The organism is Mesorhizobium sp. B2-4-13 (assembly GCF_006658535.1).
Classification (GTDB): Bacteria; Pseudomonadota; Alphaproteobacteria; order Rhizobiales; family Rhizobiaceae; genus Mesorhizobium; species Mesorhizobium australicum.
Map to the genome: position 1 here is coordinate 603902 of NZ_VFVB01000004.1, position 16391 is coordinate 620292.

A 16391-nucleotide genomic window follows, 5' to 3' on the forward strand; every position below is an offset into this window, starting at 1 on the left:
TGACCATCGGCGGGTTCGGACGGCACAGCGGACCTCCCATTTTGTCGGCTGTTCCGAAGGCAGGATCGCACCAGTCGAAATTTGTTTCAAGCCTAAAATGTTTCATCCCAAAGCCTTGACGCACGGCCTGGTGGCGGCCATTGCTAGCACTGAGACGATGCTTTTGGGGAGGGTGCCGATGCTCGACCATCGCATTGCCGATTGGGACAATGCCTATGCCAACGGCGCGAATATTGCCGGCAGCGACCGGTGGCCGGCCGCCTGGTCGGAACCAGCGCAAGCGTTCCGTGACGCACTGTCGGGGGAGGGCCGGGCACGGTTCGACATCGCGTATGGCAATCGGCCACGCAACCGGCTCGATCTTTTCCTGCCGGAGGCCACGCCCAGGGGGCTCGTCGTGTTCATCCATGGCGGCTATTGGCTGGAGTCCGATAAAAGCGGATGGTCGCATCTCGCCAAGGGCCCAGTCGGCAACGGCTTTGCCGTGGCTATGCCTTCCTACACGCTGTGCCCGGACATCCGCATTGCCGGCATTGTCAGCGAAATCGGGGCGGCGATCGGCAAAGCGGCGGCAATTGTCGGAGGACCGCTAATGTTGACCGGACATTCGGCCGGTGGACATCTCGCCAGCCGCATGGTGACCACAAGCACCCCGCTCGCCACCGATGTCGTGCGGCGCATACGCCACGTCGTTTCGATTTCCGGCTTGCATGATTTGCGCCCGCTGATGCGCACCGGCATGAACGCCGTGCTGAAAATCGATGAGCATGAGGCGCTGACGGAAAGCCCGGCACTGCTGCGGCCAATCGATGGTGCCCGCATCACCTGCTGGGCCGGCGGCGGCGAGCGCTCGGAGTTCCTGCGCCAGAATGCGTTGCTGGCCAACATCTGGACCGGGCTTGGCGCCACCACCAGTGCCGTGGTCGAGCCCGACCGGCATCACTACGATGTAGTGGATGGCCTGGCCGATCCGGCGCATGCATTGACGCGGACCTTGATCTCGGAATAGCCGAGGTCATTTTGTTCTTGTTATCAGCGCATTACGGGAAAATTCTTCAGCACAACGTCAGAACGCTGTCAGCGCAACATCAGAACGCTGCAAGCGTCGCCCGCAGCGGATGCAGGGGCAAAAGGCGCGCGCACGACCAGTCCGTTGGCGTCGGCCAGCATTCTCAGCATCGAGGAATCCTGGATGCCGAACGGCGTCGCCACCAGTTCGCCGTCATCCTCCCTGACCACCGCCCGCACGTAATCCTGGCGCAGATCATTCGCCGCCATTGCGGCGCCCAGCCGAGCCGGGCGGATGTCCTGACGATGGTCGCGACCGCCCAGCCTTGCCAGAAGCGGCTTCAGGAACAATTGCGAGCAGACCAGGCTTGCTACCGGGTTGCCGGGCAGGCCGATGCATCTGATATCGCCGAGGCGCCCGAACATCAGCGGCTTGCCGGGACGCATGGCGATCTTCCAGAAGCCGAGCGTCATGCCTTCGCCGGTCAGCACGTCATGGATCAGGTCGTGGTCGCCGACCGAGGCGCCGCCCAGCGTGACGATGACATCGGCACCCGCCGCGACCGCTTTCCTGACCAGGCCGGCGATATCGTCCTTGCGGTCGGCGGCGATCCCGAGATCGAGCGCACAGGCACCGATCGATTGTGCCGCCGCGGCGACGCCATAGGCGTTGGACGAAATAATCTGGTCGGGCCCGAGTTCGCTGCCGGGCGGCAACAACTCGTCACCGGTGGCGATGATGGCGACCAGCGGCCGTTTCACCACGCTTACTCGGGGATGATTGGCCGATGCCGCCAGCGACAGTGCCGCCGGGTCGAGCACGCGCCCGGTCTCCAGCAGCACGTCGCCCCTGGAAAAATCGAGGCCGACGCGGCGAATGTTACGCCACACGGCGGTGGGCTCGATCACTTCGATGTTGCCGCCGCCGAGATCCCGGACGTTTTCCTGGATGACGATGGTGTCGGCGCCGTCAGGCAGCGGTGCGCCGGTGAAGATACGCACTGCCTGTGCCTGGCCGACCGCGCCGTCAAAGCCGCGTCCGGCCGGCGCCATGCCGATCACCGAGAGTTTCGACGGCACCGACGCGACATCGGCGGCTCGCACCGCATAGCCGTCCATGGCCGAAGCGTTGAAGGGCGGCTGGGTGCGCAGCGCCATGACCGGTTCCGCCAGCACACGATCGATCGCCTCGATGAGCGGGACGCTTTCGCCGGCCAGCGGGACGGCGCCGTCGAGCAGGCGCTCGAGCGCGTCGGCGACCGGAACCAGTGCCATCAGAGCCCTGCCTTGTAGTCGCCGGACTTGCCGCCGGTCTTTTCGACCAGCCGTATGCCGGAGATGACCATGGCGCGGTCAACCGCCTTGGCCATGTCGTAAATGGTCAGGCAGGCCACCGAGGCTGCCGTCAATGCTTCCATTTCGACGCCGGTCTTGCCGGTGACGCGTGCAAGGGCGGTGACCTTCAGGCCGGGCAGAGTATGGTCAGGCTCTATGTCGACGGAAACCTTGGTCAGCAGCAGGGGGTGGCAGAGCGGGATCAACTCATGGGTCTTCTTCGCTGCCATGATGCCGGCGATGCGCGCCGTGCCGAGCACATCGCCTTTTTTGGCATTGCCGGCGAGGATGGTCTTCAACGTCTCTGGCTGCATCGAGACGAAACCCTCGGCGATCGCGGTGCGCGTCGTCTCGTCCTTGCCGCCGACATCGACCATGTTGGCCTCGCCCTGTGCGCCAAGATGGGTGAGAGCGCCTGTCATCGTCAAATCGCCATAGAGCGACGTGCGTCCATTCGGACGCACAGAGTGCGCTCTGTCACTTTGACTCTATGCATCGTGCTCTCCGAAAATCGATTCCGATTTTCGACCCGCATCGGACGCCTTGCCCGTGAGCAGCGAGCGCGTTGCAGCGGTCACGTCCCGTTGGCGCATCAAGCTCTCGCCCACCAGGAAGGCCCCGATGTCCATCCTTTGCAGTCTAAGGCAATCGTCATGCGAGAAAATGCCGCTTTCGCTGACCAGCAAATGACCCCCCGGCACCATCGCCCGCAGCCGCTCCGACGTATCGAGGCTGGTCTCGAATGTCCGCAGATTGCGGTTGTTGATGCCGATCAATTGCGATGACAGTTTCAGCGCTCGCTCGGTCTCGGCTTCATCGTGCACCTCGATCAGGGCGTCCATGCCGAGCTCGAACGCGGTCGATTCGAGTTGGCTGGCCATGGCATCATCGACGCTGGCCATGATGATCAAAATGGCGTCCGCGCCCCAGGCGCGCGCCTCGTAGACCTGGTAGGGGTCGAACAGGAAATCCTTGCGCAGGGCGGGCAGCGTCACAGCGGCTCGCGCCTCGGTCAGAAACTCCGGTGCGCCCTGAAAGGAGGGCCCATCGGTCAGCACGGAAAGACAGGCCGCGCCGCCTTTTTCATAGGCCCTGGCCAGGCTCGGCGGATCGAAATCGGCACGGATCAGCCCTTTGGACGGACTTGCCTTCTTGATCTCGGCTATCAGTGCGAAGCCACCCGATCCGCGCTTGGCTTCGAGCGCGGCGAGGAACCCGCGCGGCGCGTCGGCGTCCTTCGCGCGCGCCTTGATCTCTGCCAGCGGCACGCTTGCCTTGGCGGCGGCGATCTCGTCGCGCTTGTAGACTTCGATCTTGCGCAGAATGTCAGACACGGTTCACCCGTTCGAAATCTCGACCAGCCGGTCGAGCACCTGCAGCGCCCGGCCGCTGTCGATGGCCTGTGCGGCGATGGCGATGCCGTCACCGAGCGTCGTCGCCTTGCCCGCAATCACCAGTCCGGCGCCGGCATTCATCAACACCGTGTCGCGATAGGCGCCGGCGGTGCCGCCCAGCATATCGCGCAAGGCCTTGGCATTGTAGGCGGCATCACCGCCACGCAACTCATCCTTGGTATGACGCTTCAGTCCAACCTCTTCCGGGGTCAGCGTGAAGCTGCGGATTTCGCCGCCAACCAGTTCAGCTACCTGTGTCTCGCCTGTGGTGGTGATCTCGTCATAACCATCGCCGTGGGCGACCCAGGCATGCTCGGTGCCGAGCGCCTTCAGCGTTTCGGCCACCGGCATGATCCATTCCGGCATGAACACGCCGACCATCTGCCGCCTGACGCTAGCCGGGTTCGAAAGCGGGCCGAGCAGGTTGAAGATGGTGCGCGTACCAAGCTCGCCACGAACCGGACCGACATGCTTCATAGCCGGATGGTGCGCCGGCGCGAACATGAAGCCGACGCCGGCTTCATGGATGCACTTGCCGATTAGCTCCGGCGCGATGTCGATCCTGACGCCAAGGGCAATCAGCACGTCGGCCGCGCCGGTCAGCGAGGACAGGCCGCGATTGCCGTGCTTGGCGACCGGCACGCCGCTGCCGGCAATGACAAAGGCGGAAGCCGTCGAGATGTTGACCGAATGCGAATTGTCGCCGCCGGTACCGACGATGTCGATGGCGCCGTCAGGAGCATCGACGCGCAGCATCTTGGCGCGCATCGTGGCGACAGCGCCCGATATTTCGCTCACCGTCTCGCCGCGTACGCGCAACGCCATCAGGAAGCCGCCGATCTGCCCTGGGGTCGCATCGCCCGACATGATGATGTCAAAGGCCTCGCACGCCTCCTCGAAGGACAGGGCGGTGCCGGTCGCGACCTTGGCGATATGGGTTTTCAGCGCGCTCATCTTGTCGAGGCTTGGGCAACGGCGGCCTGGTCGACGCGGACGTCGTACTGCGTCTGCAACTGCGCCACCAACTGGTCGAGCAGGTCGTCGGACATGCCGGAGGTGAATGATTTCTGCGCGTCGTCCGGCACCGAGCTGGCGTCGGCGCCGGCCGGTTCGAATACTTCGGCGACCTTGAACAGGATCTGGCCGTCGCCGGTGGGCGAGGGGATCAATCCGGTGCCGCCTTCGCCGACGCCGAACATGACGGCGGCGCCTTCCTTGCCGAAATCGGCATCGTCGGCTTCGCGCTTCAAGCCGCGCTTGGTCTGCTTCTCCAGCTTGAGTTCGCCGGCGATGACGTCGAGCGTGGTGCCGGCCTTGAGGCGCTTCTCGAGTTCGTCCGCCTTGGCGGCGAGCCGCTTGGCGGTCTCGGCCGCCGTCCAGTCGGCGACAACCTTTTGGCGCACCTCATCAAGAGTGCGGTCGCGGGCCGGTGTGATCGAACCGACCTCATAGAAGACGAAGCCGTTGTCCGCCGTGGTCAGCGCCTCGTTTTCGGTGTTCGGTTCCGCATCGAAGACGGCCTTGATCAGCGCCGGCGATTCCGGCAGGTCCTTGACGATGGAGCCATCGGGCCTCAGGCCGTTGCGATCGATGGCGTCGATGGTGATGTCCTTAAGCTTCAATTTGGCGGCGGCATCGGCCAGCGAACTGCCCGATGCGCGGGTGTCTTCATAATTGTCGTGCACATCCAGAAGGATGCGGCTTGCCTCGCCCAGCGCCAGGTCCTTGCGGATCTGGTCCGACACTTCGGCGAGCGGCTTCACCACCTCGGGCTTGATCTCGGTCACGCGCAGCAGCACCGGACCGAAGGCGCCCTGCACGACCTGGCTGACTTCGTTGGCGTTGAGCGCGAAGGCGGCATCGGCAACCGCCTTGTCGGCGATCTTGTCCTTGGCGAGCGTGCCAAGCAGCGTGTCGGCCGGGGTCTTGCCCTCAGCGGTCACCAGCTTGTCGAAGGTGGCGCCGGCCTTGAGCGAATCGAGCGCCGCCTTGGCGGCATCCGGCGTCTTGAACACAAGCTGCTCGATGGTGCGCATTTCGGGCGTGGTGTAGCGTGACTTGTTCTTGTTGTAGTCGTCACTGACCTGCTGGTCGGTGACCGCGGTCGTATCCATAATGTCCGCCGGTTCGAGGCGGACATACGAGAATTTGCGGTATTCAGGTGCGGCGTAGCTCTTCTTGTTGGCCTCGAAATAGGCCTGAAGCACGCTGTCGCTCGGCGCCGCGATCGGCTCGACCAGCGCCTTCGGCAAAGTCAAATAGTCGACGGTGCGGTCTTCACCGCGGTAGAGCGCGACCGCCTTGAAGAACGTGTCCGGCGCCTTGAGGCCGTCCGAGACCGCCTCGACGATCTGCTGGCGCACCGCTACCTGGGCACGGTTCTTCAGATAATCCTCGGGCCGCATGCCGACCTGGTGCAGCATGTAGTCGAATGTCCTTCGGTCGAACTGACCGCCAGGGCCCTTGAAAGCCGGGTCTTCGCGGGTGAGTTCGGCCAGCCGATCCTTGGAAAGGCCGAGGCCGAGCTTGCGTGCCTGCTCGTCGAGGACGGCACCGGAAACGAGTTGCGCCAGCACCTGGTTGTCGATGCCGAGCGCCTTTGCCTGTTCATGCGTGAGGCGCTGACCAAACTGCTGCGACATGACGGCGAGCTGGCGGTCATAGGCGAGGCGGTATTCGTTGATCGATACCTTGGTGCCGCCGGCCGTTATTACCGAATCGTGGCCCGCGAAGCCGCCCATCAGCCGTCCGGAGATGCCCCAGGCGGCGAAACTGACCACCAGCAGCGAAAGCAATGTCTTCGCGACCCAGGTACCCGCCGCGCTTCTCAATATACCAAGCATGGTTACTTCCGATTTATGCGCATTTTCGCATGCGCCGAGTCTGAACCAAGCGCAATAGCGCCCTTCCTGCCCACTGTCGATTGCTTTGTGGCCTGATTTTGGTAGTGAGGGCCAGAGCTTGATATCGCCCGGAGAAGCACACCATGACGCCAGGAATTCGCCCGCTTGTCGCCGGCAACTGGAAAATGAACGGCACCAGCGCCTCGCTGAACGAGCTCAGGATGATCGGCAACGGTCTCATGAGCGGGCTCGACGCCGAGACCGAAGCGCTGGTCTGCGTTCCCGCGACGCTGCTTTCCCATGCCGCGGAGATTTTGTCGCGCACGCCGGTCCATGCCGGTGGCGAGGACTGCCATCCCAAGGAAAGCGGTGCCTATACCGGCTGTATCTCCGCGGAGATGCTGAAGGACGCAGGCGCCAGCCATGTCATTGTCGGCCATTCCGAATGCCGCGAGCAAAGCGGCGAGGACGATGCGACGGTCCAGGCCAAGGCCACCGCCGCCTGGCGGGCCGGGCTCGTGGCCATCGTGTGCATCGGCGAGACGCGGCAGGAGCGTGAGGCTGGAGCGACGCTGGAGGTGCTGTCGCGCCAGGTCGCCGGCTCGGTGCCGCCAAGCGCCACGCCATCGAACACCGTCATTGCCTATGAGCCGGTTTGGGCGATCGGCACCGGCCTGACGCCAACCGCGGCCGATGTGGCCGAGGCGCATGCGCATATCCGCGAAAAGCTGGCGGAAAAACTTGGGACCGCCGCCGCCAGGATGCGCATCCTCTACGGTGGCTCGGTCAAGCCTTCCAACGCCGTTGAACTGCTGGGCGTCAGGAATGTCGACGGCGCGCTGGTCGGCGGCGCCAGCCTGAAAGCGGCTGATTTCCTGGGTATCGCCGAAGCCTATCGCAGCATTGCTGGCTGAGATTCGCGAGGATGGACGGGTCTCGTCCCGTCCAAATTCGTTGCAAAGAGGGCGTTGCTTCCCATATTCCGGCCACGGGCTTGGAAATGTCGTGAAAGCATTGTATTGAGCCGCCTCCAATTCACCGGCCGTGTCCGCGGCCGGGCAGGGCCTTGCCAGGATAAATTATGCAAACCGTACTGATCGTCATCCATCTCATGGTCGTGCTCGCCCTTGTCGGCGTGGTGCTGCTGCAGCGCTCCGAAGGTGGCGGTCTCGGCATTGGTGGCGGATCGGGCTTCATGACCGCGCGCGGCGCGGCCAACGCATTGACCCGGGCGACGGCGATCCTGGCGGCAGCGTTCTTTGTGACGTCGCTGACCTTGTCGATCATTGCCCGCTACGGCGAAAAGCCGATCGACATTCTCGATCGGGTTCCCGCGACCTCGGATGGCGCCGGCAAGGGCGTGCTCAACCAATTGCCGGGTACGGCCACGCCGGCACCCGCCGGCAACACCACGCCGACGCCGCCGTCCGGCAACGACGCCGCGACAGAACCGCTGGCGACGGCCCCGGCCACCGCGCCCGCCGGCAGCACCACGCCGCCAGCGGCCAATGGAACCACCAACACCGCGCCGGCGTCGCCTCAGGTTCCGAACCAATAACCTTATGTTCTAAACCGCGATCTGTGTTCGTTTGAACACAGTCGCGGCAAATGCTGCGCAATCACGAAGATTCGACGGACCACGGCGCGGTCTCGCGCTTGAGGCATACGCGCTTATTCGACTATAGATTGCACGCGGCATTTTCGGCGTCCTTGGGGGACGCCGGGCGACGCCGTGGGCAACAAGCATTGAACGATCGGATCTTCGCCATGCAGCTTCGCAGCTTCATTTTCCTGGGACTTTGCGCCGCAATCGGCATAAGTTCCCCGGCCTCCGCCGCCATGCCGGCAAACATGGCCGCACAACAGTCGGTGTCGCTCGAAAAGACCGACGCCATCCCCGTCGCTGCCAAAAGCGATGCGACGCAGTTGAAGCTTCTCAAGAAGAAGAAAAACCCCACGCCGGAGGATCTTGCCCAGATCAAGAAGATCGAGGCCAAGATCGTTGCCGACAAGGAGGATGCCAAGGCCAAGGCGCTCGAGGCCAGGAAAATGGCGATGCGCGAGGCGGCCAAGGCCAGGGCTGACGCAGATCGGCAGGCGTTCCTGGCCAGCAAGGGCCAGAAAGCAGCGGCAACCGAAGTGGCCGATGCCAAGCCGGCCAAGAAGACCGTCAAGATCATCGAACCGATCGAACCTGTCACCCCGATCCCGGCGGTCGAACCGATCCCAGCCGAGGCGATGAATGTCGCTTTGACGGGCAACAATGGCGAACTGCGCAGCGAGGTCGTCGGCGGCCAGAAGCAGTCAAGCGGCGGCCTGTTCGCGGGTCTGTTCGGTGGAACATCGTCTGGCTCATCGATCAGCTATCTGCCCGAGACACGCGCGCTCGACTCGGCACTTGCCCAGAAGAACGCCAAGAAGCCGTTCAAGGTGAAGCCGGAATTCGTGCCTCAGGACGTGGAATTCACCGGCTATGACGCCGGCACAATCGTCATCGACACCAGCGCTCGCCGACTCTACCTCGTCGAATCATCGACCACCGCACGCCGTTACGCCATCGCGGTCGGCCGCGAAGGCCTCCAGTTCAAGGGCACGGTCGCGGTTGGTGACAAGCAGGAGTGGCCGCGCTGGATCCCGACGCTCGACATGCAGAAGCGCGAGCCCAAGCACTACGGCCAGTATAAGGACGGCATGGCAGGCGGCGGCCAGAACCCGCTCGGCGCCCGCGCCATCTATCTCTATGATGGCAGGAAGGACACGCATCTGCGTATCCACGGCACCATCGCGCCGCAGTCGATCGGCACCAGCGCGTCCAATGGCTGCTTCCGCATGATGAACGAGCACGTCATGGATCTATACAGCCGCGTCCGGGTCGGCACCAAAGTCGTCATCATCTGACGTTTCCGTCATCATGCCGAAGGGCCGGCTCAGCCGGCCCTTTTGTTTTGTTAGAGCGATTCAACGTTTGATGGAATCGCCGACCGGCTCTAAGCCATTGTTTTTACGCCATTCCGGACGGAAAATCGCTACGCACCTTTCCTGGAATTGCTGTAAGACCCCCGGTCAAAACCCTTTGGCCGTGATGCCTGTCCGAAAGCCGGATCCCACTTTTCGGGATCATGGTCCGAGCGCCTTTTTGGGAAAAAGCCTTCGCGGCGGTTTTTTCTCTGGCGGAATCAATCCGGCCGCGTTAAGCGATGACTCCCATGGCGCGATATGTATTCATCACAGGCGGCGTGGTTTCCTCACTTGGAAAAGGCATTGCCGCAGCGGCCCTTGGGGCTCTCCTGCAGGCGCGAGGTTATCGCGCACGCATCAAAAAACTCGACCCTTATCTGAACGTCGATCCCGGCACGATGTCGCCGTACCAGCACGGCGAGGTGTTCGTCACCGATGACGGTGCCGAGACCGACCTCGATCTTGGCCATTACGAGCGCTTCACCGGCCGGTCCGCCAATCAGCAGGACAACATCACGACCGGGCGTATCTACAAGAACATCATCGAGCGCGAGCGGCGCGGCGATTATCTCGGCGCCACCGTGCAGGTGATCCCGCACGTCACCGACGAGATCAAGAACTTCGTCCTCGACGGCAATGACGACTATGATTTCGTGCTGTGCGAGATCGGCGGCACGGTCGGCGACATCGAGGCGATGCCGTTCCTCGAGGCGATCCGCCAGCTCGGCAACGATCTGCCGCGCAACAACGCCGTCTATGTCCACCTGACGCTGATGCCCTATATCCCGACGGCGGGCGAACTGAAGACCAAGCCGACCCAGCATTCGGTCAAGGAGCTGCGCGGCATAGGCATCGCGCCCGACATTCTTCTGGTGCGCGCCGACCGCGCCATCCCCAAGGAAGAGCGCCGCAAGCTGTCGCTGTTCTGTAATGTCAGGGAAAGCGCCGTCATCCAGGCGCTCGACGTGCCACATATCTACGACGTGCCGATGGCCTATCACAAGGAAGGTCTGGATTCGGAAGTGCTCGCTGCCTTCGGCATCGAGCCGGCGCCCAAGCCGCGCATGGAGCCGTGGCAGGCCGTCTCCAACCGCATCCACAATCCGGAAGGCGAGGTCACCATCGCCATCGTCGGCAAGTATACCGGCCTCAAGGATGCCTACAAATCGCTGATCGAGGCGCTTTCGCATGGCGGGCTGGCCAATCACGTCAAGGTCAAGCTCGACTGGATCGAATCGGAAATCTTCGAAAAGGAAGACCCGACGCCTTGGCTGGAGAAGGTGCACGGCATATTGGTGCCCGGCGGCTTCGGCGAACGCGGCTCAGAAGGCAAGATCCTGGCGGCCAAATTCGCACGCGAGCGCAAGGTGCCGTATTTCGGCATCTGCTTCGGCATGCAGATGGCGTGCATCGAGGCGGCGCGATCGCTGGCCGGTGTCGAACATGCCTCGTCGACCGAATTCGGCCCGACCAAGGAGCCGGTCGTCGGTTTGATGACCGAATGGCTGAAAGGCAACATGCTGGAAAAGCGCAGGGCGACCGGCGATCTCGGCGGCACCATGCGGCTCGGCGCCTATCAGGCCGAGCTCGCCAAGGGCTCGAAGATCGCCGACATCTATGGCGACACCCAGATTTCCGAACGTCACCGGCACCGCTACGAGGTCAATATCGACTACAAGCAGCGCCTGGAGGATTGCGGGCTGGTGTTTGCAGGCATGTCGCCCGACGGTGTGCTGCCGGAGACGGTCGAATACCCCGACCATCCCTGGTTCATCGGCGTGCAATATCACCCCGAACTGAAGAGCCGGCCGCTCGATCCGCATCCGCTGTTTGCCAGCTTCATCGAGGCGGCGGTGGAGCAGAGCCGCCTGGTCTGATCGCTCCCATGCGGACCTATGTCGCGCTTCTCTACAGCATCGTCCTGGGAGAGGGGCGGCGGGTCGTCATGTCCGACCTCAAGGCCATGGCGGAAAGTCTCGGCCTGAAGAATGTCCGCACCTTGGTGGCGACCGGCAACCTGGTCTTCGAGAGTGAAAGGACCTCGATCACCACGCTTGAGACACGCCTGGAATCCGCCTTCGAACAGGCCTTTGGCCGCCATGTCGATATCATCGTGCGTGCCGCCGAAGACTGGCGCAAACTCGCAGCCAGCAATCCATTCCCGACCGAGTCGGTGGAAGCCGGCGACCAGGTGGCGGTGCGCGTGATGCGCAAACCTGTGGCCGAAGATGCCATATCGGGGCTTCAAGCCTGTGCCGTCGCGGACGAGAAGGTGCTTCTGGTCGGCGGCGACATCTGGATCGTCTTTTCAAGGGAGAGGCCTAGCTCGCGCCTGCTTGCCGCTGCCAACCACAAGCGCATGGGCGTCGGCACATCGCGCAACTGGAACACCGTGCGCAAGCTGGCCGAAATGATCGCGCGGTAGAGCGGGGCGGCTCGGGGCCGCCCCGCTATGGTTTCATCAAGCTTTCGCCATCTTGGCGCTGGCGCTCACGGCCGCGGTGCGCAGCACGTAGTAGATGACGCCGGCAATCGCCACGCCGAAGAACCAGCCATAGACGCCCCACCAGGACGGCAGCCAGTTGGTGAAGTTGGGCAGGATCGACGAGAAGATGGCGCCGATGCCGGCGGCGATGAACGCATTGACGTGCCAGCCACCCTGGAAGCGGAACTCGCCGTCCTCGCGATACAGCGCCTCGACGTCGACCTCACCTTTGCGGATCAGATAGTAATCGACCATCATCACGCCGAAGATCGGCCCCATCGTTGCGCCGATGACGTTGACGAAGGAAGCCGCACTGCCTTCCCACGGTGCGAAGGGATAGAGCACCAGCGCGATGACGGCCGCGATGTAGCCGCCTTTCTTGAAGTCGATCTGGCGGGGAAAGACATTGGAAAAATCGAAGGCCGGCGAGACGAAGTTGGCCACGACATTGATGCCGAGCGTCGCCACCGCGAAGGTAAGGGCGGCAAGGGCGGCCAGGAACCAGCTGTCGAACTTGGCCGAGATCTGGTCGGGGTGCAGCAGCACCTCATGGTAGACGTCGTAGGCGGCGATGGTGGTGACGCCGGCGACCAGCGAGAACAGGATCAGGTTGATAGGCAGGCCCCAGATATTGCCCTTGCGCAGCGATGCCTGGTCGGGGGCATAACGGGCGAAATCGCAGAAGTTTAGATAGAGCGCCGAGAAGTAAGTCACCCAGATCGCCGCCACAGCAAACAGTGCGGTCCAAGACCCTGGAGTACCAGGGACGCCCGCATCCTTGGTCTTTTCCAGCAGTACATCCATTGGGATATCGCTGGTGAAAGCGAAGGTTCCTGATTTGACGCAGAGATAGATGGCCAGGATCAGCATCATCACCCAGACCGCCGGGCCGGCCCAGTCCTGGAAGCGGCGCACCGTTTCCATACCGCGCTGGATGATCAGCAGTTGCAGTGCCCATATGATCACGAAGCAGATCACCTCCAGGCCGGAATGGCCAAGGAAATGGGTATTGGCGTTGAAATCGGCGAACCATTGCGAGCGGATCAGCAATGCGACGATGGCGCCTGAGGCGGCCGCTGTCTGCGCGCCGTACCAGAAGCAGGCGACGATGGCGCGCACCAGTGCCGGAATGTTGGCGCCCCAGATGCCGAAGGAGGCGCGGGCGAGCACGGGGTAGGGCACACCGGTCTTCACACCGGCATAACCGACCATGTTCATCAGTGCGTAGATGATCAGCGAACCGATGCCGATGGCGATGATGAAATTGACGAAGCCGCCACAGAACAGAAACAGGCTGGCGGCGAGATAGTAGCCCCACAGGCTATGGACGTCCGACGTCCAGACGTTGAAGATCGAAAACGGTCCCCAGTTTCGAACCTTGGCAGGAGCGAGGTCTTCATTATACAGGTCAGGCGATGCGCCTTGTATCGTCATTGCAATGTCCCCTTCTTGCAGCACGCGCCCTCACGCGTTGACCGCAGAGGTTACGCCTGACGCAGGGGAACCGGCAAGCAATCGATTTGCCGGCTTTGGCCTTAAAGATATTCAATGCGAACCGCGATTATCGAGAGCCCGTGATGGTGAGCCGCTTTTGAAACAGGCCTGCCTGTCGATTCGAATTCTCGATCCACGGCTTCCAAGCTGGACAAACCCGCGTTCCCGACGCCTATCGGCAAGCAAGGCTGCCTAGGCGATGGCCATCACCCGCTTGTGGTCCTCGACTTCGGAAAGCAGCCAATCCTGAAACAGGCCCGTACCCGGCTTGTTTCCGATGCTGCGGCGCTGATGCAGGTAGATGCCGGCCGGATAGGTATGGCGGGCGCTGAACGGGGCGACCAGTTTGCCCTGCTGCAGCAGATCCTGGGCCATCATCGTGTCGGCGAGCGCTATTCCAGCGCCATTGATCGCCTCGCGCATGATCAGCGTACAATCATCCAGCGTCGTGCTGGATCTCGGCGTCGTGTCCAACACGCCTTCCTGCTCCAGCCAGCGCTTCCATCGCATGGTCTCGCATTCGTGAATCAGGTGGTGGTTGACCAAGTCGGCGGGCGATCGCAGCGGCATCGGCCCTTCAAGCAGCGAGGGCGCACAGACCGGCGTCAGGACCAGCGGGATCAGCAGCGTCAGAGCCGGGCCGGCCTTGTAGACGAACTCGTCGACGATGGCCAAATCGAAATTGGCCCGCTTGCCCGATGTCGAGATCTCCAGATCCACGGACGGATGCCGCCGGCGAAAATTCGGCAGCCGGTCCGCCAGCCAAAGGTTCAGGACAGCAGGGACGCACAAAACCCGGACACGCTGGGTCCTGCCGTGGCTTGGGGCCCCGGCGAGACTGACATCATCGGTGGCCCGCCAGATGGCTTCGAATGCTTCGGAGAGGCTGCGTGCGTAATAAGAACCCCGAATGGTCGGCGTTATCTGCCGAAAGCCGCGCTCGAACAGGTCCTGGCCGAGATTCCGTTCGAGTGCGCGGATGTGACGGCTGATAGCCGAGGGTGTCAGATGCAGCTCTTCGGCTGCGTCCTTGACGCTGCCGAGACGGGCGGCGGCCTCGAAAGCGCGCATGCCATTGAGTGAGGGTAGGGCCATCGGCCGATCATGAATTGCCAGTTGAGTTTTTGTCAATCGATATGGACAAAATTGGCGTTTGATCGCCTGACCCGTTCGGGGATACCCAAGAGGCAAGAGCAATTAAGTCGTCTCAAGAACGACAATTTGGGGACTTCGGCACGATCCAACCAGAGGTGAGGCCGGTTTTGACCGGTTTCCACCGGTGGCGGGAGAAGCCTTGCGCAAACTGCAAGCCGCGCCTGGCCAAAGCCCCGCAAAGAGGAGAACGCCTACCTATGCCTCAATCGCCAGTGCCGGTCTTTGAAACGGCGGACGAGCTTTCCGCTGAAACCTCCGTCGTCGTGATCTTGCAGGCCGCTCAAACCGGCTTTGGCCCGCGGGCAACGGCCCTGGACACCGAAATGGGCGGGATCCTCTCCCGGGCCTGTGCCGATGCGGCTGCCTTGGCTGAATCCGGCGCCTGTATCGATGTCATCGCCCCCCAGGCGGTATCGGCGCGGCGCGTGATTGTCCTGGCCATGGGCAAGGCCGAGGCCGTCACCGCACTCTCCTTGGCGCGTGCCGGCGGCCTGCTTGCCGCGCATCTGGAGGGCAAAGGGGAATGCGCGGCCACCCTGGTCCTGGACCCCATTGCCGGCATAAGTCTGCCGGGAGCGGAAATCCTGGCAAGAGTCGCGCTTGGCATGCGGCTGCGGCGCTATCGTTTCGACATGCGCAACCGGCGCCAAGGGGCGGGGGCCGATCGGACCCTGCGGGTGCAACTGGTCGGGGCCGGCGGTCCGGAGCTGAATTCAGCATTGGCGCGGATCAATGCCATCGCGGATGGCGTCGAATATGCGCGCACACTGGTCAACCTGCCGCCAAACCATCTCCATCCCGACAATTTCCACGATCACCTGGAGCCTCTGCGCGAAGCCGGCATCGACGTCGAGATACTCGATACGGCGAAGCTCAGGGAATTCGGCATGAACGCGATCCTGGCCGTGGGTGCGGGTTCGGTGCGGCCGCCACGGGTCGCCGTCCTGCGCTATCGCGGCAAGGGCGCCCCCGCGCAGCCGCTGGCGTTCGTCGGCAAGGGTGTCTGTTTTGATTCCGGCGGTCTCTGCATAAAGCGCGGCGAGCAGATGTTCGATATGAAGGCCGACATGGGCGGTGCGGCCGCGGTGGTCGGCCTGCTGATCGCGCTGGCCCGGCAAGGCAGCCCGGTGCACGCCGTCGGCGTGCTCGGCATTGCCGAGAACATGCCGTCAGGCACCGCGCTCAAGCCGCGCGACATCATCACGACAGCTTCCGGGCAAACCGTGGAAGTGTTCGACACGGATGCGGAAGGCCGCCTGATCCTGGCCGACTGCCTCTACTATACCGCCTCGCGCTTCAATCCGTCGGTGATCGTCGACCTTGCCACTTTGACCTATTCGGTGATGCGCGGTCTTGGATCGGTATTCGCCGGTCTCTTCAGCACCGACGATGCCGTCGCCTCGCGGATGATCGCGGCCGGAGAAATGGTCGGCGAGCGGTTCTGGCAGCTGCCGCTCGACCGGGCTTATGACGAGGGCCTGCAATCGCCGTTCGCGGACCTGCGACATCACGCCAAGGACATGGAAGACGGTGACGCTCCCTACGCCGCGGCGTTCCTGCGACACTTCACGGAAGACCGCCCCTGGGTGCATCTCGACATCGCCGGCAAGGAACTGACCGAGAAGGATCAGCCCCTGGGCCGGGAAGGCGCTACCGCATTCGGCGTGCAGATGCTGGAAGAATGGGTTCGCTCCAGCCGGGTTGCAAATTAGGTGACCA

At 63.0% G+C, this 16391-nt stretch carries 14 protein-coding genes; 7 read left to right on the forward strand and 7 right to left on the reverse strand.

Annotated features, from left to right (window positions below; all coding sequences use genetic code 11):
* The first annotated feature begins 178 nt into the window (after positions 1-178).
* Positions 179-1009 (forward strand): alpha/beta hydrolase, encoded by an 831-nt coding sequence (locus FJ936_RS14845; protein ID WP_140790127.1) that lies wholly within the window; start codon positions 179-181, stop codon positions 1007-1009.
* 68 nt (positions 1010-1077) lie between these two features.
* Here the strand turns inward: FJ936_RS14845 and glp are convergent, their stop codons facing one another.
* The 5 genes from glp to FJ936_RS14870 form a co-directional block, all read right to left on the reverse strand.
* The gene (gene glp, locus FJ936_RS14850) at positions 1078-2283 is read right to left on the reverse strand and encodes a gephyrin-like molybdotransferase Glp (protein ID WP_140727001.1); all 1206 of its coding nucleotides are present in this window, start codon (positions 2281-2283) and stop codon (positions 1078-1080) included.
* A complete protein-coding gene (gene moaC / locus FJ936_RS14855; RefSeq protein WP_140718001.1) occupies positions 2283-2765 on the reverse strand; it encodes a cyclic pyranopterin monophosphate synthase MoaC in 483 nt (160 codons plus the stop codon). Before moaC ends, glp begins: the two co-directional genes overlap by 1 nt.
* A 66-nt stretch (positions 2766-2831) precedes the next feature.
* The gene (gene trpC / locus FJ936_RS14860; protein ID WP_140790124.1) at positions 2832-3677 is read right to left on the reverse strand and encodes an indole-3-glycerol phosphate synthase TrpC; all 846 of its coding nucleotides are present in this window, start codon (positions 3675-3677) and stop codon (positions 2832-2834) included.
* A gap of 3 nt (positions 3678-3680) precedes the next feature.
* Positions 3681-4691, reverse strand: coding sequence for an anthranilate phosphoribosyltransferase (gene trpD, locus FJ936_RS14865; protein ID WP_140616428.1), 1011 nt, complete (start codon positions 4689-4691; stop codon positions 3681-3683).
* On the reverse strand, positions 4688-6580 hold the full coding sequence (locus FJ936_RS14870) for a SurA N-terminal domain-containing protein (protein ID WP_015317810.1): 1893 nt from the start codon (positions 6578-6580) through the stop codon (positions 4688-4690). The genes trpD and FJ936_RS14870 overlap by 4 nt, the downstream gene beginning before the upstream one ends.
* 143 nt (positions 6581-6723) lie before the next feature.
* On the opposite strand from FJ936_RS14870, the gene tpiA reads away from it, so the two are divergent.
* From tpiA to FJ936_RS14895, 5 genes are all read left to right on the forward strand, one after another.
* Positions 6724-7494: a triose-phosphate isomerase gene (gene tpiA, locus FJ936_RS14875; RefSeq protein WP_141906713.1), complete on the forward strand. Its 771-nt coding sequence runs from the start codon at positions 6724-6726 to the stop codon at positions 7492-7494.
* A gap of 167 nt (positions 7495-7661) precedes the next feature.
* Positions 7662-8138, forward strand: coding sequence for a preprotein translocase subunit SecG (gene secG, locus FJ936_RS14880; protein ID WP_140790121.1), 477 nt, complete (start codon positions 7662-7664; stop codon positions 8136-8138).
* 209 nt (positions 8139-8347) lie between these two features.
* On the forward strand, positions 8348-9478 hold the full coding sequence (locus FJ936_RS14885) for a L,D-transpeptidase (RefSeq protein ID WP_140790119.1): 1131 nt from the start codon (positions 8348-8350) through the stop codon (positions 9476-9478).
* A gap of 299 nt (positions 9479-9777) precedes the next feature.
* Complete coding sequence (locus FJ936_RS14890) at positions 9778-11415, forward strand: CTP synthase (protein ID WP_083883046.1); 1638 nt, start codon at positions 9778-9780, stop codon at positions 11413-11415.
* 8 nt (positions 11416-11423) lie between these two features.
* Positions 11424-11963 carry a DUF1697 domain-containing protein gene (locus FJ936_RS14895; RefSeq protein ID WP_140793584.1) on the forward strand — a complete coding sequence of 180 codons (540 nt, stop codon included), beginning with the start codon at positions 11424-11426 and terminating at the stop codon, positions 11961-11963.
* A gap of 36 nt (positions 11964-11999) precedes the next feature.
* Here FJ936_RS14895 and FJ936_RS14900 read toward each other — a convergent pair whose 3' ends face one another.
* Positions 12000-13457 (reverse strand): NCS1 family nucleobase:cation symporter-1, encoded by a 1458-nt coding sequence (locus FJ936_RS14900; protein ID WP_140793586.1) that lies wholly within the window; start codon positions 13455-13457, stop codon positions 12000-12002.
* A 252-nt stretch (positions 13458-13709) separates the two neighbouring features.
* Positions 13710-14612, reverse strand: a complete 903-nt coding sequence (locus FJ936_RS14905; protein WP_140793588.1) for a LysR substrate-binding domain-containing protein — start codon at positions 14610-14612, stop codon at positions 13710-13712.
* Positions 14613-14869: 257 nt separating this feature from the next.
* Here FJ936_RS14905 and FJ936_RS14910 point away from each other — a divergent pair, with 257 nt between their 5' ends.
* Positions 14870-16384: a leucyl aminopeptidase gene (locus tag FJ936_RS14910; protein WP_140793590.1), complete on the forward strand. Its 1515-nt coding sequence runs from the start codon at positions 14870-14872 to the stop codon at positions 16382-16384.
* Positions 16385-16391: the final 7 nt, after the last annotated feature.